The sequence below is a fragment of the Rhizobium sp. AN73 genome (assembly GCF_030757975.1).
GTDB classification, from domain to species: domain Bacteria; phylum Pseudomonadota; class Alphaproteobacteria; order Rhizobiales; family Rhizobiaceae; genus Agrobacterium; species Agrobacterium arsenijevicii.
On sequence record NZ_JARWME010000002.1, the window covers coordinates 1702466 to 1721895 of the forward strand.

Sequence of the window (19430 nt, forward strand, 5' to 3'; positions counted from 1 at the left end):
CCTCGCCCGCTCAATAACCGAGCGGCGGCAAAGGCTCGCCTGCCGGTTCTGCGGTGCGCATTTCGTCCGTGTCATCGGTCTGCAGTTCCTGGAACGCGCGCCAGGTCAGCACCAGAAGGAAACAGAAGAAGGAAAAGGAAATGACGATTGCCGTCAGGATCAGCGCCTGCGGCAGCGGATTGGCCGCACCTGCGGGCAGTGTATCCATGCCGGGCGGAATTATCGGCGGCACCTCGCGCGTCAGCCTGCCCGCCGTGAACAGCAGGAGATTGACCGCATTGCCGAGGATGGCGATGCCGAGCAGCATGCGGATGCTGTGGCGCGACAGCATGAGATAGATCGCCACCGAGAAGAAGATGCCGACGAGAATGGAGAAAACCGCTTCCATCAGTCGCTTTCCCTTTCTTCCAGCGCAAGCGCAATGGAGGTGATGGCGCCGACCACGACGAGATAAACGCCGATATCGAAGGACATGACGGTGGAGAGCGGCACTTCGACGCCCAGAAGGCTCGGATAGACCCAAAGTCCGGTCATGAAGGGCACGCCCGCGGCAATCGATACGAGGCCGGACAGCATCGCCATAAGCAACCCCGCACCGGCGATGGACAGCGGATGAAACACGATGGCGCGCCGAACCGCCGCCACGCCATAAGCGATGCCGTAGATCGCCAGCGCCGAGACCGCGATCAACCCGCCGATGAAACCGCCACCCGGCTCGTTATGGCCACGCAGCAGCACGAAGATGGAAAACAGCACCATAAGGCTGGTGACGACAGGGGCAACGGTGCGGAGAATCAGCGTGTTCATGCCCGCGCTCCCTTTTTCTTGGCGATCTTCGCCGGTCCCTTGACGACCGCCGGGCGGATGCGGATGAGCGCGAGGATGGCAAGGCCTGTTATCATCACCACCGCGATCTCGCCCAGCGTATCCGTGCCGCGGAAATCGACGATAATGACATTCACCACATTGGCGCCGTGGGCGATGACCTTGGAATAGGTGTTGTAGAAATCTGTGAGGCGATTGTCGAAACTCGCCTCCGTCGCCCGCATCAGGAACAGGGCAAAGCCGGTTCCGCAGGCAAGGGCGATGGTGCTGTCCAGCAACGTCTGGCCAAGGCCGCGATGGTCTGACGGCGACAGGCGAAGCCGCGTCATCACCAGCGTCAGGATGACCACCGACAGCGTTTCGACCATGAACTGCGTGAAGGAAAGATCGGGCGCACCGAACAGCAGGAAGATGACCGCCACGGCAAAACCCTGAATGCCGAGCGCGATGATGGCGGTAAGCCGACTCGAAGCCGTCAGCACCGCTACAAGGCCCGCAACCGCAATGGCGATGAAGGTCAGCTCATGGATCTTCATGTCGCGCGGCCAGGCCGGCATGGACGGAAGTTCGCCATAGAGAAACAGCGGCGCAAGCAGCACGACGGCAACGATGGCGAAAGTGGCGGTGACGTAAAATTCCAGCCTGCCGGGCTGGATGAGCCGGGTCACATGGAACGAGACTTTGACGAGTGCTGTGATGAAAACATCAAAGCCCCTGTCCGGCCCCGGCCCCATCGCCTTGAAGGTGCGCACCATCAGGCCACGGACGGCGGAAAGCTGCGTATAGAGGGCGATGCCGAGCGCGATCGTCAGCAGCGACAGGCCGAGCGGCACGCCTATATGGGGAATGAGCGAGATTTCCACCGGCCGCGACTTGCCCGCAATCGCGCTTGCCATGGGTGTCGAGATGTAGAAATGCGCGATGCCGGAAAAAAGCGCGATGGTCAGCCCCTTCACCGCCAGAAGCGCCGGGCCGAGCCAGAGCAGCACCGGTCCCTCATGTGCATGTCTCGGCGTTTTCACCGGCTTGCCGAGGAAGGGTTTCAGCCCCACGGCAAAGGCGACGGCGAACATCAGCCCGTTGCCGAGAATGGCGATGCCGGTGAACAGCACGGCGCGCGGATTGCCATGCGCCAGCGCATAATAAATCTCCTCCTTGGCGAGAAAGCCGAAGAAGGGCGGCAGGCCGGCCATGGAAATCGCTGCCGCAAGTGCTGCTGCGAAGGTTATCGGCATGGCTTTTCGCAAGCCGCCGAGCTTCGTCACGTCGCGGGTGCCGGTCTCGTGGTCGATGATGCCGGCGACCATAAACAGCGCGCCCTTGAACAGCGAATGCGCCACCAGATAAATCACCGCCGCCTCGATGGCGTGGTCCGAACCGAAGCCGGTGAGCATGACCAGCAGGCCGAGCGACGATACGGTGGTATAAGCGAGCATCAGCTTCAGATCGGTCTGGCGCACGGCAAGCAGCGCGCCTGTCAGCATGGTCAGTCCGCCGAAGAACGGCAGCAATATCTGCCAGGCGGCGGTATCGCCGAGAACGGGATTGAGGCGCATCAGAAGATAGACGCCGGCCTTCACCATGGTTGCCGAATGCAGATAGGCCGAAACCGGTGTCGGCGCTTCCATGGCGTTGGGCAGCCAGAAATGGAAGGGAAACTGCGCCGATTTGGTGAAGGCACCGCCGAGAACCAGAAGCAGCGCGGCCAGATAAAACGGGCTGTCGCGCAATATATCGCCGCCACGCACCAGCATCGACAATTGCGTCATGCCGCTCATGTCCCAGATGAAGATCAGCCCGGCGAGCAGCAGCAGACCGCCGCCGCCCGTTACCACCAGCGCCTGCAAGGCGGCACGGCGTGCGGCCGGGCGCGCATGGTCGAAGCCGATCAGCAGGAAGGAGGTTATCGAGGTCAGTTCCCAATAAACAAACAGCATCAACAGGCTGTCGGAAACGACAACGCCCAGCATCGCGCCCATGAACAGCAGCAGGAAGGACAGGAAGCGACCCTGCTGCGGGTGCCCCTTCATGTACCCGCCGGCGTAAAGCACGATCAGCAGGCCGATGCCGGTGATGAGAAGCGCGAAGGTCAGCGACAGGCCGTCGATGAACCAGGAGAAGCTGAGGTTGAAACTCGGAACCCAGACGTAACCGCCTGTCACCACGCCGCCTGCCGCCACCTGCGGCAGCATCAGCGCGAAATGGACAAAGGCCAGCGCCGGCGCGATCGCGAGGATCCACGCGGCATTGTGACCGAACTTCTTCACCAGCACCGGTGCGGCAAGCGCTGCCAGAAACGGCAAGAACAGCGACAGGAATGTCAGCTGCGTGACATCTGATGTCATTCACATCTCCCGGGGTGTCCCCCACCCCTGCGCGCCAATGACTGGCGTTCTTTTTTTCAAATCGAGTTTTCAGTTAAGGCATAGACACCGCCATCTCAACCCAAATCGACTCCCTCCCCTGCCCGTAACGTACTCGTTATGACAGCTGCCCTCTTCCAATCGGTAGCGACGATGACTATTTCTGGCAGGAACAGAAAGGATCATTCCATGAGCGATCTGACATCCCCGAAAGTGAATAAGAGCGATGCCGACTGGCGCGAGCAGCTGACGCCGGAGCAATATCGCATTCTCCGCGAACACGGCACCGAGCGCGCCTTTACCGGTCCCTATTGGGACACATTCCAGAAAGGCCTCTACCGCTGCGCCGCCTGCGACGAGCCGCTGTTCCTCTCCGACACCAAGTTCGATGCGGGCTGCGGTTGGCCGAGCTATTTCGAGCCAGTGAAACCGGGTGCCGTGACCGAACATCGCGATGCGACGCTGGGCATGGTGCGCACCGAAATCCGCTGCACCAATTGTGGCGGTCATCTCGGCCACGTCTTCCCCGACGGCCCGCCGCCCACCGGCCTGCGTTACTGCATCAACGGCCATTCGATGGTGTTCGAGCCGGTTTGATAAAAGACAGGTGAAAGGCCGGTTATCCTCGCCGGCCTTCATCGCTGAAACGGCTATCTCGACAGCCGGGCCGGAGAGTGAGATCATCGCCATCTCACTCCTTCCGGATCACCACCATGGCGCTCGAAACCATCCTCATCTTCATTCCCGCCTGCTTTGCCCTGAACATGGCGTTCGGGCCGAACAATCTTTTGTCGATGACGGTCGGTGCGCGCTACGGCATGGCGACGGCGGTGATGGCGGCAAGCGGCAGGCTGGTCGCTTTTGCGGGCATGATCGCGATTGCAGCACTCGGGCTCGGCGCGCTTTTGATGGCCTCCGAGATGATGTTTTCGCTGATCAAATGGATCGGCGTGCTTTACCTGCTGTGGATCGGCTTCAAGCTCATCCGCTCAAAGGCTGACGTGACCGCTCCCGATGTATCCTCGGGCAACGGCAATGTCCTCAAAACCTATCTGCGGCAGGAGTTTTTCGTCGCCTCCGGCAATCCCAAGGCTATCCTGATCTTCACGGCCTTTTTCCCGCAATTCATCCAGCAGGACGCCTATTGGCAGAGTTTCGCCACGCTCGGCGGAATTTTCCTGCTGCTCGAAGTGGTGGCGATCACCGTTTACGCCTTTGTCGGCTCGCGGCTGTCCGGTCTCATGCGCAATGCGCGCGCCCTGAAGCGCGTCAACCGGATCAGTGGCTCAATGATGATGGCCTTCGGCGTCATGCTCGCCTTCGCGCGGCGTCCCGCCTGAAAGAAAACCCGCTAGCGTATTAGGTCTTTGATTTTACGCATTTTCCGGACGTAAAACCGCTACGCACTTTTACTGGAAATGCTTAATTTCAGCTCCATGCAGGTCAGGTCCAGCCAGCGGCCGAACTTGATGCCGACTTCCGAAAACCGGCCTGCAACCGTGAAACCGAGGCTTTCGTGCAGGCGGATGGAGGCGACGTTTTCCGACTCGATTGCGGCGATCAGCACATGCACGTCGTTGCCTGAGGCATGGTCGATCAGCGCCTGCATCAACCGCTTGCCGATGCCGTGGCCGCGCGCGTCCTTATGCACATAGACCGAATGTTCGCGGGTATGGCGATAACCGTCGAAGGCGCGCCAGTCGCCATAGGAGGCATAACCGGCAACCTTGCCGTCGAGGATCGCGACGAGGACCGGGAAGCCGCGTGACGTGCGGGCGGCGAACCATTCCTTGCGGTTATCCAGATCGACCAGCACCTCGTTCCAGATCGCCGTCGTGTTCAGGACCGCGTCGTTGTAAATCTCCATGATGCCGGAGAGATCATCCACGGTCGCGTCGCGCAGTTCCACGGTCATTGTCCTTCGCCCTCGTTCTTGCCTGCACCGCGCCCGTCATTCTCCGGGCGCGATCTTCAGGCGAGCATTAGGCGATGGCGTGGATGGCTGTCCAGTGCCCGCAATATCAGGAGGCCACTCTTCAGGACGTCACTCTTCAGGAAGTCAGGGGAGCGAGGCTGAAGGAGGTGACCACTGCAAAATAATGGACAACGGCGGCGGCAACAACGAAACCGTGCCAGATGGCGTTCTGGAAGCGCAGCTTTTCCCAGACATGGAAGACCACGCCGAGCGAATAGATGACGCCGCCGGCAATGATCAGCCAGATCGTAACAGGAGCGAGATGCGACGAGAGCGGCTGCACCACCATGATGCCGCTCCAGCCCATGGCGAGATAAAGGCCGATGGCGACGCGGTCATAACGGCCGGGAAACAGGCATTTCAGCAATATGCCGCAGATGGCTGCAAGCCAGATCAGCCCCAGCATGGTGGCGATCAGCGGATCATGAATGCCGCGCATCAGAAAGGGCGTGTAGGTGGCGGCAATCAGGATGAAGATCGCCGAATGATCCAGCCGGCGCAGGAACCATTTTACGTTGGAGTGCGGCCAGATATTGTAGGTGAAGGATACGGAAAGACAGGCAACCAGACCGAGACCATAAATCCAGGCGGCCGCAATGGCGCTGATGCTGCCCCAGACGGTCGCGTAAAAAATCAGCGCCGTCGCGCCAACCAGCGCGAACACAATGCCGACGCCGTGCACGATGCCATCGGCGACGATCTCGTGAAAATCATACTGGCGCCCAAACCGCCACACGTTACTCATAGTCCATACCCGTTTGCCTGCTTATGACCAAGCATGACGGCAATATTAGACAGGAACAAGACAGCGGCAGGTTAACGGCAATCAAATTGCGTTCGAGGCTGTTGTGAAATGAGAGGTGGTGGGGTCGCCCTCGAGCCAGAGCCCATCACCATGGAGCGAGTGAGTGCCGCTTGTTTCTTCTCCCCGCCGGGGAGAAGTCCGCGGCAGCGGGATGAGGGGGCGACGGTCGAGATATTCGGAGAGCTTGCCCCCTCATCCGGCCCTTCGGGCCACCTTCTCCCCCTCGGGGAGAAGAAACGAGGGGCAACGCCGCCCCTCACAGCGCCGCAGCACACTCCTGGCAGAACGGCGTATAGGGCACGGCTTTCAGGCGTTCGTCCGAAATCCGCTTGCCGCATTTGACGCAGATGCCGAAGGTGCCGTTTGCGATGCGGTCGAGCGCTGCGTCGATGGCGCGCAGCTCGTCCTGGCCCACCTGCCCCAGTTCGTCCAGCACTTCGTCATTGTTGCGCTCGACGGCGCGGTCATTGTCATCCGGGTTGCGCGGCTCCTCGAAATCGGCCTCGATCCGGTGCAGGCGGCTATCAAGCTCGCGCTGGCGGTCACGCAGGATTTTCTCGTAACTTTCGACATTCATGGTCTTCTCCTCCAGCTGGTGCGGGCGGAGATCGCCCGCAACCCTGCGACTTCACGCTTTACCGGTCGATCAGCACCGAGCACTTGGCGTGGCGCACCACGCGGTCGGCGGTGGCGCCGATGAAATAGTTGGTAAAATCAGGCAGATGCGATGCGATGATGATGAGATCAGCCTTGTGCTCTTCGGCAGCGGCAATGATTTCACGCGCGGGCGCGCCGCTTCTGATCTCGTGCTGGCCCTTGAAGCCGGCCTTTGCCTGAATGTCGGAAAGTTTCGTCTTGGCGTCCTTGATGGCATTTTCGATGAGGTCGACAGGCAGATCGATCGCCATATAGCCGGGCAGTTCCTCGACCACGTTGATGAGGACGATCTCGCCGTCCACATCCAGCAGCGCCTTGGCCTTGGCGAGGATCTTTTCTCCCTTGTCGATGGCGCTGAGGTCTACCGGTACGATGATCTTTTTGTACATGGTTGTCTCCTTTGGCGTAATCTGCCGTTTCGCGTGTCGGGCTCAAGCTCATATTTCCCCGTCGGCACGCCCTTCGCCTTGATCGAAGTCAAAGCCGGGACGAGCGCCGGAATCGGGCATTGTCAACGAATAGTGGACGGTCAATCGCCAGACGGTGGTCTTTGCTGAACGACGAAATCCGCCCATATTCACCTCAAACGAACGCCGCGAAGCGGCGTCGGCCGATGTCGGCGACCGGCGATCCACGCCTCGGTGCGTCGGATTCAATATGGAGATTATGATGAGTGAAATCAAACAATTCGCCCTGACGCGCCCGGCTTATGTCGGCCAGGCTCATCTCGTCGTTCACGATCTGCCGCGCGTTTCGGATTTCTACCAGAAAATCATCGGTCTTTCCGTCATCGAGAAAAGCCCGAGCGGCGAGGTTCTCGGCGTCAACGGCCAGCCGCTGCTGACGCTTTCCACCTCAGATGCGGCAGAACGCGCGCCGCGCAATGCCGCAGGCCTGTTCCACACCGCCTTCCTGATGCCGGGCCGCGATGATCTGGCGCATTGGCTGGCGCATGCCGCCCACAACAATATCCAGCTTCAGGGCGCGTCCGACCATCTGGTCAGCGAGGCGATCTATCTCGCCGACCCCGAAGGCAACGGCATCGAGGTCTATCGCGACCGGTCGCCGTCCGAATGGACATACCAGCAGGATGGCACGGTGGAGATGGCCACGCTCCGCCTCGATCTTCAGGCGCTTTACGACGACGCACCGAAGACGGCCTTCAACGGTGCGGCAGAGGGAACGGCGATCGGCCATATCCATCTGCAGGTCGGCAATATTCCGCAGGCGGATGAGTTTTATCAGGACGTGCTGGGGCTGAAAATCATGGCGCGTTATCCGGGGGCCAGCTTCTTCGGCTCCGGGGCCTATCACCACCATGTCGCGGCCAATATCTGGAACAGCCGTGGCGCCACTGCCCGCAAGGACACTATGACCGGCCTTTCCGGTTACTCGTTGAGATTCAACGAACCTGCGGCTCTCGACAATGCAATTGCCGCACTCGACCGGCTGGAGATCCAAACCGAGCGGCAAAGCGACGGCATCGTCCTGAAAGACCCGTGGGGTATCAGTCTCAGGCTTTCTGCTTAACGAAAAACGGGGCGGCAGAAATTTGCTGCTGCCCCGGAACCGCCACATTTTTCGAACGTTTCTCATCTTATTGGGGGAACGTTCGATGAATGAAAATGCCAGACCGGACAAAACCGGCGCTTTGGCCAGCAATGACACAAAAATTGGCGCCGGTAGCGGGACTGTCGCGGTAACGCGAGCCGATCCGCTGGAAGCTCACGCGCACGGTTCGCGCCGCGACGATGCGCGCAGCCAGCAACCGCTCGGCCGCGAAGCTCTGGATGTGGTCGTCGCATGGTCAGTTATCGGCATCTTCCTCATCGTCTCGATGGCGGTCATCCACGAATTGTCGCTCATCCTCATTCCGGTGGTGATGGCGATCGTGGTGGGCATGATCCTCGGCATCGCTGCGGAAAAACTCGGTTCCTACGGCATTCCCGGCTTCGGCGTTGCGCTCATCCTCTCCACCCTCGTGGCGGCGGTGATGTTTTTCGTGGTCAATTCGCTGATCGACCCGCTATCGCAGCTCGCCTCGGAAGGCCCGGCGCTGATCGAACGCAGTATGGACCGCTTCCTCCCCTATCTGCAAAGCATCCGATGGCTGAACATCTCGGCAGCAACCTTCAGCATGGGGTCGATGTCGATGGAATCGCTGATTTCGCGCAGCGGCGAGATCATTTCCGTGCTCGGCTCCAACGTCACCCCCGCCGTCATTCAGGGCATGATTTTCCTCGCCGCGCTGCTGATGTTCCTCTACAGCCGCCTGCGGTTGCGCAAGGCGATCATCATGGCCTTTCCGGCCCGGCATCAAAGGCTACGAGCCATCCGCATCATCGGTGCGGTGGAAGAAGTGCTCGGCACCTATTTTGCGACGGCGGCGCTGATCTATGCCGGCCTCGGCGTGACGATGGTGGTCATCGCCTATTTGGGCGGGCTGGCAATGCCGCTTTTGTGGGGGCTGTTCGCCTTCCTCTCCAGCTTCGTGCCGTTCCTCGGCATCACCCTGATGACGATATCGCTGACGGTGGCGGGCATCATCACCCACGACAACATCATTCTGGCGCTGTTGCCGGCGGCGATCTTCTTCACCATTCACCTGCTGATGGAAAACCTGGCCTTTCCGGCGGTGATTGGCCGCAACATGGAGATCAACCCGTTCCTCGTCTTCGTGATGATCATCTTCTGGACGTGGATGTGGGGTGCTGCGGGCGCCATGCTGGCGCTGCCGCTGTCGCTGATCGCCATGACGTTGACGCGCGAACTGTTTCCATCGCGCCGGGTCGTTCCCAACCTGCCGGATTGAAGTATTTCTACCAAAAGCGAAAACGCTCTAAGGCCGCTCAGGACGCCAGCGACAAGGCGGCCTTGTGCGCCATGCGGCGCTCATGCTCGATCAGCCACTTCTTGCGCCACAGCCCGCCCCCATAACCGGTCAGGCTGCCATCCGCCCCCAGCACCCGGTGGCAGGGCACGACGATGGCGATCTGGTTGGCGCCATTGGCACGGGCAACGGCGCGCACGGCGGTCGGCCTGTCCATCGTGGTTGCAAGCGAAGAATAGCTGACGATATCTCCCGCCGGGATCTCCCGCAACGCACGCCAGACGTCACGCTCAAACGGTGTGCCATGGCCTGCGAGCCGGGTTTCGAAGGCCGCCGAGCGACCGGCGAAATAGACCGCAAGTTCCGCCGCGATCTGGTCGATCACGGGCGTCCGCCCGAGCACCATATCCGCACCGGTGCGCGTCTTCAGCCGTTTCAGCTCGGCCGGAAGCGCCGGCCTATCGGCGAACTCGAGAAGGTGCAGGGCATGGTCGTCGGCAACGGCCAGCATCGGGCCGATCGGGGTGTCGATCCAGTCGCCCTTCAGGAACCCCTTGCCCTTCATGGCGGCGGGTGATGTGCCGAAGAACTGGTTGATCGCCGAGCGGAAACCGCTGCCCGATTCATAACCGGCGTCGATCTGCGCGCCGATCACCGCTTCGCCCGAGGCAAGGCTTGTCGCCGCATCGCCGAGACGTCGCAATCTTGCGATTTCCAGAAAACTCATGCCGAAACGGCGCTTGAAGGTGCGGCGCACGGTGGAGGGATCATGCCCCATCGCCACCACGTCCTCCTCGCGCCAGCGCCGCGCCGGTTCGTTTTCCAGCGCCGTCAACAGCGCGGTCACAGTCTCGTCGGCCGTGCCATAGGCAAGCATCGGCTTGCAGCGCTTGCAGGGGCGAAAACCCGCTTCCAGACATTCGGCGATGGTTTCGCGAAACCGGCAGTTTTCAATCTTCGGCTTTCGCGCCGTGCAGGTGAAACGACAGAAAATCTTCGTCGAGATCACGCACACATAGGCCACGCCCTCATAGGCGGGGTCCTTGTTCACAAGGGCGGAATATAGGGTTTCGGTGTCGGGGCGTTTGAACAGCATGGGAGGATGCTAGCGCAAATTTTAGCAGCGCGCCGCCGAAAAACGGGCATGGATGTGGGGCAATGCATCTCGTGCCTGTCACTGGAATGTGTAATCAGGCCGATGACCTTTCCTCCGTCATGCCGGACTTGATCCGGCATCCAGCCACGGCGCGTCTGTGCCGTGGAAGTGTCTTACGCGATCAAAGACTTGATCGCGCTGGACCCCGGATCAAGTCCGGGGTGACGGAACGAGGGCGTTTCTATAAGCCCAGCTCAATTCCCCGGCGGCAAAAACGATGGGTCGTCCAGCCTTGTGAACACCACGCCGCGGGCTTTGAGCGCCAGAAGACCCTTGACCACGCCCTCGCCCGCTTCATGGGTGGGCTGGTTGATGTGGGAAATGATGACGTCGCCGTCCTTGGCAGAGGCAATGTGTTTTGCCGTGGTGGCAGCGCCCAGAAGCGAACCGCCGTCGCCATTGACGGAATAACCCGCCACCCGCATGCCGAGCCTGTTGATGGTGGCCATGGACGAGGCGGTATATTTTGCCGTCGCACCGCGAAACCATTGTGGCTGAAGGCCGGTGGCCGCGACAATTGCCTGCCTGCCGCCCTCGACCTCCTGCTCGACAGCAGCCTCGGAACCGGCAGCGGCGATGCCATAAATGGAGACGGGCTTGTCCACCGCCGGCACGTGGTTTTCGCCGTGATTTTCGATCTCGAACAGATCCGGATGCGCCATCAGCACGGAAAGCGCCTCGCTGTTGTGCTTCAGCCAGCGGGCTGTCACGAAGATCGTTGCCGGGATCTTTTCCTTCACCAGCGTATCGAGAATGCGGTGGTCTGTCTTGCCCATGCAGGCATCCAGCGTCATCGCCACCCGCACCTTGCCGTCATGCTTCGGCGTCATTTTCAGCGTCGGCTCGACAAGGCCCGTCCCCGCGAAAGCGGAGGTCGCAAGCGACAGGAAGAGAGCGGCAAAGGACAGGCTACGCAGCATTTTTCAATTTCCGGAATGTGAGGATGTGGCAATCTGCCTGCAAAACGCCCGAATTATGGCGCGGCTTCCAGCGTCGACAAAGCACTCAGCACCTCTTCCACCCGCTGGCGTTCCGCGCTGGTGAGTGACAGGATCGGCCGGGGCGGTTCGCAGGCCGTTACCGACAATGCGTTGGCCGCGGCATAAACCACGCGGATGCTGCCGAATTCCTTGAACAGCGTCCAGAGCGGCTGGAAGGCCGTGTCGAGCCTGCGCGTCTCGTCTGCGTCACCAGCTTGCGCGGCCCGCATCAGCCGCAAAGCCGGGACCGGCAGCAGGCCCGCAACGACGCTGTACCAGGCATCACCTCCGGCAAGCGTCGCCTCGGCGCATCCCCAGTCTCCGCTGTAACCGATGGCGAAATCGTCCGGCAGTTTCGGCCGCAGCCGCGCAAGCTCGCCCGCATAGTCCGATCGGCCGGCAGCGGCATCTTGATGGCGCGGATATTGGGGATATAGGCAAGACGCACCAGAAGCTCGTCGCTGAAGGAAAACCGCGTCGTCGTCGGGTTGTTGTAGATGGCAAGCGGCAGGCCCGTTGCGCCCGCAACGGCAGCGAAATGGTGATAGGCCTCTTCCTGCGTCAACGGCGTGTAGGAAACGGGTGCCAGCAGTAGCGCATCCGCACCGGCGGCTTGCGCGTCCTTTGCCAGCGCCACGGCCTCATCGGTGCGCAGCGCGCCGACGCCTGCCATCAGCGTGCGCCTGCCCTTGAGGACAGCCGCGGCCGCCTCGATCGCCCGGCGTCTCTCCGCGCGCGACAGATACATATAGGTGCCGGTGCTGCCGAGAATGCCGATGGAATCGACCTCCGCCGCATCCAGCCGCTCGACGAGAGCAGAAAAGGCTTGGCTATCCACCTGCCCGGCCTCGTCGGCCGGCGTGATCGGAAAAGCCGAAAGTCCCTTGAATCGCTTCGCCATGCCCATGTCCCTCATTTCGATCGAAGGACAGGGTTACAGAGCCGTCGGCATGGCGGCAAGAAAAGTGCAGGTTAAACCTTGTCGCGAAGCCGAAGAATTCCGCGATCAGTCATAAAGATACAACTTCTTCCACTGCTCTTCAGGAATCCTGTCGCCGACGTGATATTCGAAGGACTGGATGCTGAGGCTGTCGCTCTTGAGCTGACACTTGTATTTCAGCTTGAACCATTCGCCCGAGCTTCTGAAGACCGCACCCGACGCCTTGATGGAATTCTTGCCAACTTCTGGATCGCCGAATGTATAGGCGATGACCTTGTCCGGCCGCATCCCCTTCTGCTCCGTCGCTATTCTCTCCATCGCCTCGATATCGCAACGCTGCTCCAGGCGCTCCTCGGGGGCAAGCACGTTCAGCTCCCGCATGACGTTGGCGTCTATTGCGAAAGCAGGCGTGAAGGCCTGCAAGGCAAGGAAAAAGGCAGAAAGGGCAGCGGGAAGAAGCTTTCGCATGGAATCCTGTCAGTTTTCGTTTGTTCTTGTCGATGGGCGGCAGGCCGATGGCCGGCGCGCATCATCGCTGATTTGCCGGATATTGCCAAAATGTGATCGAAAGCTGACGAAATTGTGCCCAAGCCTCATTTCACCTGTGGAGATTTGAAACTTGATCGGCCGAGGGGGGCACTCTACATCTTGGTGCCGCACCTTGGTACGCCCACGGATTTTTATAGGAAAGCGAGTTTCCCTTGCCGATTTTCAAGAACCTGCCCATTGCTCCGACCGCCGAAAAACGGCCCGTTCAGGATACGCATCACGGCATAACCCGCACCGACGACTACGCATGGTTCCGGGCCGATAACTGGCAGGCCATGTTCAAGGACCCCACCCTGCTCGACCCGGCCATCCGCGCCCACCTAGAGGCCGAGAACGCCTATATGGAAGCCGCCATGGGTGACACCAAAGCGCTTCAGGAAAAGCTGTTCGAGGAGATGAAGGGCCGCATCAAGCAGGATGATTCCTCCGTTCCGGTCAATGACGGTCCCTATGCCTATGGCACGCTGTTCGTGACCGGCGGCGAGCAGCCGCATTATTTCCGCACCCCGCGTGATGGCGGCGAAAAACATGTGCTGTTGAACGGCGACAAGGAAGCGGAAGGCAAGGATTATTTCCGTCTTGCCGGTCTCGACCAGTCTTCCGATCACAGCCACGGCATCTGGGGTTACGACGACAAGGGCTCGGAATATTTCACGCTGCGCATCCGCAACCTCGAAACCGACGAAGACCTTGCCGATGTCGTGGAAAACACCGGCGGTGGCGGTGCATGGGCGCCTGATGGCAAGAGCTTCTTCTACACGCTGCAGGACGAAAACCACCGTCCCTCGAAAGTCTTTCACCATATCATCGGCGAGCCACAATCGGCCGACCGGCTGGTCTATGAGGAAAAGGACCCTGGCTTCTTCATGGGCGTCGGCGCGTCTGTTCTCGATGATTTCATCTTCATCGATATTCACGACCACGAAACCAGCGAATACCGCATTCTTTCCACCAAGGACCTGACAGCAGAGCCTGTCGTGGTGGCGGAGCGCGAAGAGGGCATAGAATATTCGATGTGCGAAGGCGGCGATGTCTTCTACATCCTCACCAATGACGGCGACGCCAAGGATTTCCGAATCATGGAAACCCCGGTCACCGCACCGGGCAAGGAAAACTGGAAAGAGATCGTCCCGCATGAGCCGGGCCGTCTCATTCTCTCCGTCGATGCCTATGCCCGCCACCTGATCTGGCTGGAGCGCCGCGACGGCCTGCCGCGCATAGTCATTCGCGACCGCCGCACCGGCGAGGAACATTCCATCGCCTTTGCCGAAGAGGCCTATTCACTCGGTCTGCACGGTGCTGCGGAATACGACACCGACGTCATCCGCTTTTCTTACTCGTCGATGACGACGCCGAGCCAGCTGTTCGACTACAATATGGTGACGCGCGACCGCACGCTGCTGAAAACCCAGGAAGTGCCTTCCGGCCACAATCCTGATGATTACATCACCCGCCGCATCATGGCGCCTGCGCATGACGGCGAACTGGTGCCGGTCTCCCTGCTCTATCGCAAGGACGTGGCGCTGGACGGTTCCGCACCTTGCCTGCTTTACGGCTACGGCGCTTACGGCATCACCATTCCCGCCTCCTTCTCCACCACCACGCTGTCGCTGGCCGACCGTGGCTTCATCTATGCCATCGCCCACATCCGCGGCGGCAAGGACAAGGGTTTCGAGTGGTACGAAAACGGCAAGATGGAAGGCAAGCAGAACACTTTCAAGGACTTCATCGCCGCTGCCGATCATCTGGTTCAGGAAGGCTTCACCTCCTATGACCGTATCATCGCCGAGGGCGGTTCGGCCGGCGGCATGCTGATGGGCGCTGTCGTCAACATGGCGCCGGAGAAGTTCGCCGGCATCATCGCTGCCGTTCCCTTCGTGGACGTGCTGACGACCATGCTTGATGACACGCTGCCGCTGACACCGCCGGAATGGCCGGAATGGGGCAATCCGCTGGAATCGGAAGAGGAATACGGCTGGATCGCCGCCTACAGCCCCTATGACAATGTCGGCGAAAAACCCTACCCGCCGCTGCTTGCGCTTTCCGGTCTCACCGATCCGCGCGTGACCTATTGGGAACCGACCAAATGGGTGGCGAAACTGCGCGAAAAGACCACGGGCACCGCCCCCATCCTGCTGAAAACCAACATGGCGGCCGGCCATGGCGGCAAGTCGGGCCGTTTCCAGCGGCTGGAGGAAGTCGCCTTCGAATATGCCTTCGCGCTGAAGGTGGCGGGCAAGGACGCCGTGTGACGGCCTGATTACGGAAACGGGCGGCGATTCCGTCGCCGCCCGGCCTCAATATGGACGAAAATACCCGTAAAAATCTTCATTACGAATATTTTTTCCACAAAATCTCGCTTGCGTCTCTTCTGCAAACACCACTTACACAACCAATGAATTTTTATTTCAAGTTACTGCAACTCTTAATATATCTAACATAATTCCGAATAACACTCATGTATTATTCGACATGAGAAAATGTTCCGAAAATTGAACGCATGGCTGCGATGCGCCATTTCGCATTGCAATATCACTTTTTGGCCGTATTATGCCGGTCGTTGACATATTTACGCGCCTTTTCGCCGCCCCTCTTGCGGTAATCCTGCAGCACGTCTTGCGGATATTCTTTTCGCCGGAATTTTTCGGCTTTTCCACGCGCCATGTCAGTTCGCCCTTGGCAATTCGGGCTTTGCAGTGCTCCCGCTTTGCCAACTGAAAACACTGCATCAGACTTGGAGGTCTCCTATGAAGAAACTCCTGGCCTCGACCATTCTCGTAACGGGCTTTATCATCGCTGCCGGTGCAGTAAATTCCACCAACGCCGCTGAAACATGCGGCAGCGTCACCATCGCCGAAATGAACTGGGCATCCGCCGGTGTGGCGGCCTATGTCGACAAGTTCATCATGGAAAACGGCTATGATTGCACGGTCAACGTCATCAGCGGCGATACCATGCCGACCTTCGCTTCCATGAATGAAAAGGGCCAGCCGGACATGGCGTCCGAATTGTGGCTGAATGCCGTGCGCGAACCGCTCAGCGCCGCCGTCAAGGACGGCCGCATGATCGAGGCGTCGAAAATCCTGAGTGAAGGCGGCATCGAAGGCTGGTGGATCCCGAAATTCATCGCCGACGCACACCCCGACATCAAGACCGTCGAAGACGCGCTGAAGCATCCCGAACTCTTCCCCGCCCCGGAAGACGCCAGCAAGGGCGCCGTGCACAATTGCCCGTCCGGCTGGAACTGCCAGGTGACGACCGCCAATCTCTACAAGGCGCGCGAAGGCGACAGCAAGGGCTTCACGCTGGTCGACACCGGCTCGGCCGCCGGTCTTGATGGCTCCATCGCCAACGCCTTCGAAAAGAAGCAAGGCTGGCTCGGTTATTACTGGTCGCCCACCGCCATTCTCGGCAAATACGAGATGGTGAAGCTGGACGACGGCGTCGAACTCGACCGCGCCCATTTCGACGATTGCACGGCGAAGGTCGATTGCGCCGATCCCAAGGTAAACGCCTATCCGGTAGCCGACGTCTACACCGTCATCACCAAGGGTTTCGCGGACAAAGCCGGTGTGACGATGGACTACATCAAGGCCCGCAACTGGGACAACAAAACCGTCGCCGAAATCCTCGCCTGGATGGATGAGAACCAGGGCACCAACGAGGACGGCGCCCAGTATTTCCTCGAGAACCACGAGGATATCTGGACGAAGTGGGTTCCGGGCGAGGTGGCGGAGAAGATCAAGGCTTCGATGTAACGCATCCGCAGGAGGGAAAAGCTTGGGTTTGTGTCCGTGGCTTACCCCCTCTGCCCTGCCGGGCATCTCCCCCTCAAGGGGGGAGATCGGCAGGAGGCCTCCCCCTCGCTCAATCCGCAACGTATGTGATGGGTGAAGCCTCGCCGCTTGTCGATCTCCCCCCTTGAGGGGGAGATGTCCGGCAGGACAGAGGGGGTGGCCGCGCACTCCAGCGGCTCCACCGTCCCTCTCATCCCATCTAACCCAAAGGGAAAACAACAATAATGGCCCTCTGCAACTACCTGCCGGACCTGCTCTGCAAGTTCCCGGCCATCGACAACTCCACGATGCGTGTGGCACGCAAGACCATCGATGACGGTTTTCGCGACATCGTGCGCAATTATGGCGATGCGATCGACGTCGTCGTGCATCCGCTGCAGCTATTCCTCAATGCCTCGGAACGGCTGTTTATCCAGACCCCGTGGATCATCACCATGCTGGTCATTCTGGCCATCGTTCATCTGGCCGGGCGCAGCTTCAAGATCACCGGTGGCACTGCCATATCTCTCTTCCTGATCGGCGCCGTCGGCCTGTGGCGCGATGCCATGACGACGCTTTCCATCGTCGCCATCGCCACGCTGATCGCCATCGTCATCGGCCTGCCGCTCGGCATTTTGATGGGACGCTCGGAACGCCTGCAGCGCATCATCAACCCCGTGCTCGACGTGATGCAGACCCTGCCGAGTTTCGTTTATCTCATCCCCGTGGTGGTGATTTTCGGCATCGGCAAGGTGCCGGGCCTGATCGCGGTGGTGATCTATGCCATTCCGCCGGTCATCCGCCTCACCAGCCTCGGCATCCGGCTGGTGGACCGGGAAGTGCTTGAGGCGGCCGATGCCTTCGGCTCCTCCAATGGCCAGAAGCTGTTCAACGTGCAGCTGCCGCTGGCGCTGCCGACCATTATGACCGGCATCAACCAGACCATCATGATGGCGCTCGCCATGGTCGTTGTCGCTTCCATGGTCGGTGTCGGCGGGCTCGGCAAGAACGTGCTGCAGGCCATCAACAATCAGTTTTTCACGGTGGGCTTCCTGAACGGTTTCGCTCTGGTCGCCATCGCCATCATGTTCGATCGGGCGAGCCAGGCTTTCGGCAAGCGTCTGCAGAAGTACCGCGAGGTTTCCCATGGCTAAAAGCATCGAAATCAGGAATCTTTACAAGATCTTCGGCAAGCATCCCGAGAAGTACCTCGAAGCGGTACGATCAGGCATGGACAAGGTCGAACTGAACGACAAACATAACCATGTGCTTGGCCTCAACGATATCAACATCACCATGCCGGGCGGCAAGATCACCGTGGTCATGGGGCTTTCCGGCTCCGGCAAATCAACGCTGATCCGCCATATCAACCGGCTGATCGACCCGACCGCTGGCGAAGTGCTTTATGACGGCGAGGATATCTGCGGCATGAGCGCTTCGGCGCTGCGACAGTTTCGCCGCCACAAGACCGCGATGGTATTCCAGAAATTCGGCCTTCTGCCGCATCGCACCGTTCTCGAAAACAGCGTCTACGGCCTCGATATTCAGGGCATGCCGCGCAAACAGAGCGAGGAGAAAGGTCGTTACTGGCTGAATCGCGTCGGTCTGGACGGGTATGCGGATTATTATCCGAACCAGCTTTCCGGTGGCATGCAGCAGCGTGTCGGCCTTGCGCGGGCACTTGCCAATGACGCCGATATTCTGCTGATGGACGAGGCCTATTCGGCGCTCGATCCGCTGATCCGTGTCGATATGCAGACGATGCTGCTCGACCTTCAGCAGGAGCTGAAAAAGACCGTGGTGTTCATCACCCACGATCTGGACGAGGCCCTGCGCCTCGGCGACCATATCGCCATATTGAAAGACGGCGAAGTGGTGCAGCAGGGCGATGGCCAGAGCATCATCCTGTCCCCTGCGGATGGTTACGTCACCGACTTCGTGCGCGACGTCAATCGCGGCCGCGTGCTGCAGGCCACCACCGTCATGGAGCCACTGACGGCGAAGCCCGAGGGCGTGTCCGTGCCGGAAAACGCGACGCTGGAAACCATTGCCCGCGACATGTCGGAGGCCAACGAAACCAACGCCCATGTGGTGGACGAGGACGGCAAGCCGGTCGGCAGCATCGGCCTCGACACGCTGGTGGCGGCGATGGTGACGCCCGCAGCGCCGCAACCCGACGCCGAGGTGGAAGCTGTGGAGGAGCCGGGGGAAATACGGGAACCGGTTGCCCAGGTGGAGAAGGAGACGGCTTAACCCGGTTTCTGGGTTCGTCAGATCGCAAACCTCTCCTCCGTCATCCTCGCCCTTGAGGCGAGGATCCATGGCCGGGAGCTTATTGTCGTAAAATGGATCCTCGCCTCAAGGGCGAGGATGACGTCGAGTGTGGGGGCACGCCAAGGACCCTTCCCCCGTCTCCGTCGCACAAGTCTCCCCCCGCATATCTGCACCCCACCTAAAAAACGAAGCACCCCTTTGTCGCCTGTCAAGCCGGGAACGTCGTTGCAATGCAGCAAGCGCAAGTTTCAGGCAAGCCGCCGCCGTTAACCATTTGTTAACTTTTGAACGCGGAATCAC

The 19430-nt window shown here is 60.1% G+C and carries 19 protein-coding genes and 1 pseudogene; 8 read left to right on the forward strand and 12 right to left on the reverse strand.

All coding sequences use genetic code 11. From position 1 onward, the window contains the following. Nucleotides 1-10: 10 nt before the first annotated feature. The 3 genes from RBH10_RS18325 to RBH10_RS18335 are packed head-to-tail and all read right to left on the reverse strand — an operon-like array spanning nt 11 to nt 3170. Nucleotides 11-388 carry a Na+/H+ antiporter subunit C gene (locus tag RBH10_RS18325; RefSeq protein ID WP_003509263.1) on the reverse strand — a complete coding sequence of 126 codons (378 nt, stop codon included), beginning with the start codon at nt 386-388 and terminating at the stop codon, nt 11-13. Then, nucleotides 388-807 carry a Na+/H+ antiporter subunit B gene (locus RBH10_RS18330; RefSeq protein ID WP_045018011.1) on the reverse strand — a complete coding sequence of 140 codons (420 nt, stop codon included), beginning with the start codon at nt 805-807 and terminating at the stop codon, nt 388-390. The genes RBH10_RS18325 and RBH10_RS18330 overlap by 1 nt, the downstream gene beginning before the upstream one ends. Next, nucleotides 804-3170: a putative monovalent cation/H+ antiporter subunit A gene (locus RBH10_RS18335; protein ID WP_281036231.1), complete on the reverse strand. Its 2367-nt coding sequence runs from the start codon at nt 3168-3170 to the stop codon at nt 804-806. Before RBH10_RS18335 ends, RBH10_RS18330 begins: the two co-directional genes overlap by 4 nt. Nucleotides 3171-3377: 207 nt before the next feature. Here RBH10_RS18335 and msrB point away from each other — a divergent pair, with 207 nt between their 5' ends. Then, nucleotides 3378-3785 carry a peptide-methionine (R)-S-oxide reductase MsrB gene (gene msrB, locus RBH10_RS18340; protein WP_281036230.1) on the forward strand — a complete coding sequence of 136 codons (408 nt, stop codon included), beginning with the start codon at nt 3378-3380 and terminating at the stop codon, nt 3783-3785. Nucleotides 3786-3901: 116 nt separating this feature from the next. After that, a complete protein-coding gene (locus RBH10_RS18345; RefSeq protein WP_045018017.1) occupies nt 3902-4528 on the forward strand; it encodes a LysE family translocator in 627 nt (208 codons plus the stop codon). Between the two features lie 59 nt (nt 4529-4587). On the opposite strand, the gene RBH10_RS18350 is transcribed toward RBH10_RS18345, so the two are convergent. The 4 genes from RBH10_RS18350 to RBH10_RS18365 form a co-directional block, all read right to left on the reverse strand. After that, nucleotides 4588-5103 (reverse strand): GNAT family N-acetyltransferase, encoded by a 516-nt coding sequence (locus tag RBH10_RS18350; RefSeq protein ID WP_281036229.1) that lies wholly within the window; start codon nt 5101-5103, stop codon nt 4588-4590. Nucleotides 5104-5239: 136 nt separating this feature from the next. Then, complete coding sequence (locus tag RBH10_RS18355) at nt 5240-5908, reverse strand: hemolysin III family protein (RefSeq protein WP_281036228.1); 669 nt, start codon at nt 5906-5908, stop codon at nt 5240-5242. Nucleotides 5909-6224: 316 nt separating this feature from the next. After that, nucleotides 6225-6545 carry a TraR/DksA C4-type zinc finger protein gene (locus RBH10_RS18360; protein WP_281036227.1) on the reverse strand — a complete coding sequence of 107 codons (321 nt, stop codon included), beginning with the start codon at nt 6543-6545 and terminating at the stop codon, nt 6225-6227. 58 nt (nt 6546-6603) lie between these two features. Then, a complete protein-coding gene (locus RBH10_RS18365; RefSeq protein WP_281036226.1) occupies nt 6604-7014 on the reverse strand; it encodes a universal stress protein in 411 nt (136 codons plus the stop codon). 280 nt (nt 7015-7294) lie between these two features. Between RBH10_RS18365 and RBH10_RS18370 the strand changes: the two genes are divergently transcribed. Further along, nucleotides 7295-8155, forward strand: coding sequence for a VOC family protein (locus RBH10_RS18370; protein ID WP_281036225.1), 861 nt, complete (start codon nt 7295-7297; stop codon nt 8153-8155). Between the two features lie 85 nt (nt 8156-8240). After that, nucleotides 8241-9437, forward strand: a complete 1197-nt coding sequence (locus tag RBH10_RS18375; RefSeq protein ID WP_281036224.1) for an AI-2E family transporter — start codon at nt 8241-8243, stop codon at nt 9435-9437. A 37-nt stretch (nt 9438-9474) separates the two neighbouring features. Here RBH10_RS18375 and RBH10_RS18380 read toward each other — a convergent pair whose 3' ends face one another. From RBH10_RS18380 to RBH10_RS18395, 4 genes and pseudogenes are all read right to left on the reverse strand, one after another. Continuing rightward, the gene (locus RBH10_RS18380; protein WP_281036223.1) at nt 9475-10551 is read right to left on the reverse strand and encodes a bifunctional transcriptional activator/DNA repair enzyme AdaA; all 1077 of its coding nucleotides are present in this window, start codon (nt 10549-10551) and stop codon (nt 9475-9477) included. A 254-nt stretch (nt 10552-10805) separates the two neighbouring features. Further along, complete coding sequence (locus RBH10_RS18385) at nt 10806-11531, reverse strand: polysaccharide deacetylase family protein (protein ID WP_281036222.1); 726 nt, start codon at nt 11529-11531, stop codon at nt 10806-10808. Between the two features lie 53 nt (nt 11532-11584). Then, nucleotides 11585-12492, reverse strand: a pseudogene (locus tag RBH10_RS18390) (dihydrodipicolinate synthase family protein). Nucleotides 12493-12597: 105 nt separating this feature from the next. Further along, nucleotides 12598-12999, reverse strand: a complete 402-nt coding sequence (locus RBH10_RS18395) for a DUF930 domain-containing protein (RefSeq protein WP_045018032.1) — start codon at nt 12997-12999, stop codon at nt 12598-12600. 233 nt (nt 13000-13232) lie between these two features. Here RBH10_RS18395 and RBH10_RS18400 point away from each other — a divergent pair, with 233 nt between their 5' ends. Beyond that, nucleotides 13233-15332, forward strand: coding sequence for a S9 family peptidase (locus RBH10_RS18400; protein WP_281036220.1), 2100 nt, complete (start codon nt 13233-13235; stop codon nt 15330-15332). Between the two features lie 280 nt (nt 15333-15612). On the opposite strand, the gene RBH10_RS18405 is transcribed toward RBH10_RS18400, so the two are convergent. Further along, on the reverse strand, nt 15613-15744 hold the full coding sequence (locus RBH10_RS18405; protein WP_306180753.1) for a hypothetical protein: 132 nt from the start codon (nt 15742-15744) through the stop codon (nt 15613-15615). Nucleotides 15745-15827: 83 nt separating this feature from the next. Between RBH10_RS18405 and RBH10_RS18410 the strand changes: the two genes are divergently transcribed. From RBH10_RS18410 to RBH10_RS18420, 3 genes are all read left to right on the forward strand, one after another. Continuing rightward, nucleotides 15828-16838, forward strand: a complete 1011-nt coding sequence (locus RBH10_RS18410) for an ABC transporter substrate-binding protein (protein ID WP_281036219.1) — start codon at nt 15828-15830, stop codon at nt 16836-16838. A gap of 263 nt (nt 16839-17101) precedes the next feature. Next, a complete protein-coding gene (locus RBH10_RS18415) occupies nt 17102-18010 on the forward strand; it encodes a proline/glycine betaine ABC transporter permease (protein ID WP_281036218.1) in 909 nt (302 codons plus the stop codon). After that, entirely contained in the window at nt 18003-19109 is a 1107-nt protein-coding gene (locus RBH10_RS18420) for a glycine betaine/L-proline ABC transporter ATP-binding protein (protein ID WP_281036217.1), read from the forward strand. Before RBH10_RS18415 ends, RBH10_RS18420 begins: the two co-directional genes overlap by 8 nt. The last annotated feature ends 321 nt before the right edge of the window (nt 19110-19430 follow it).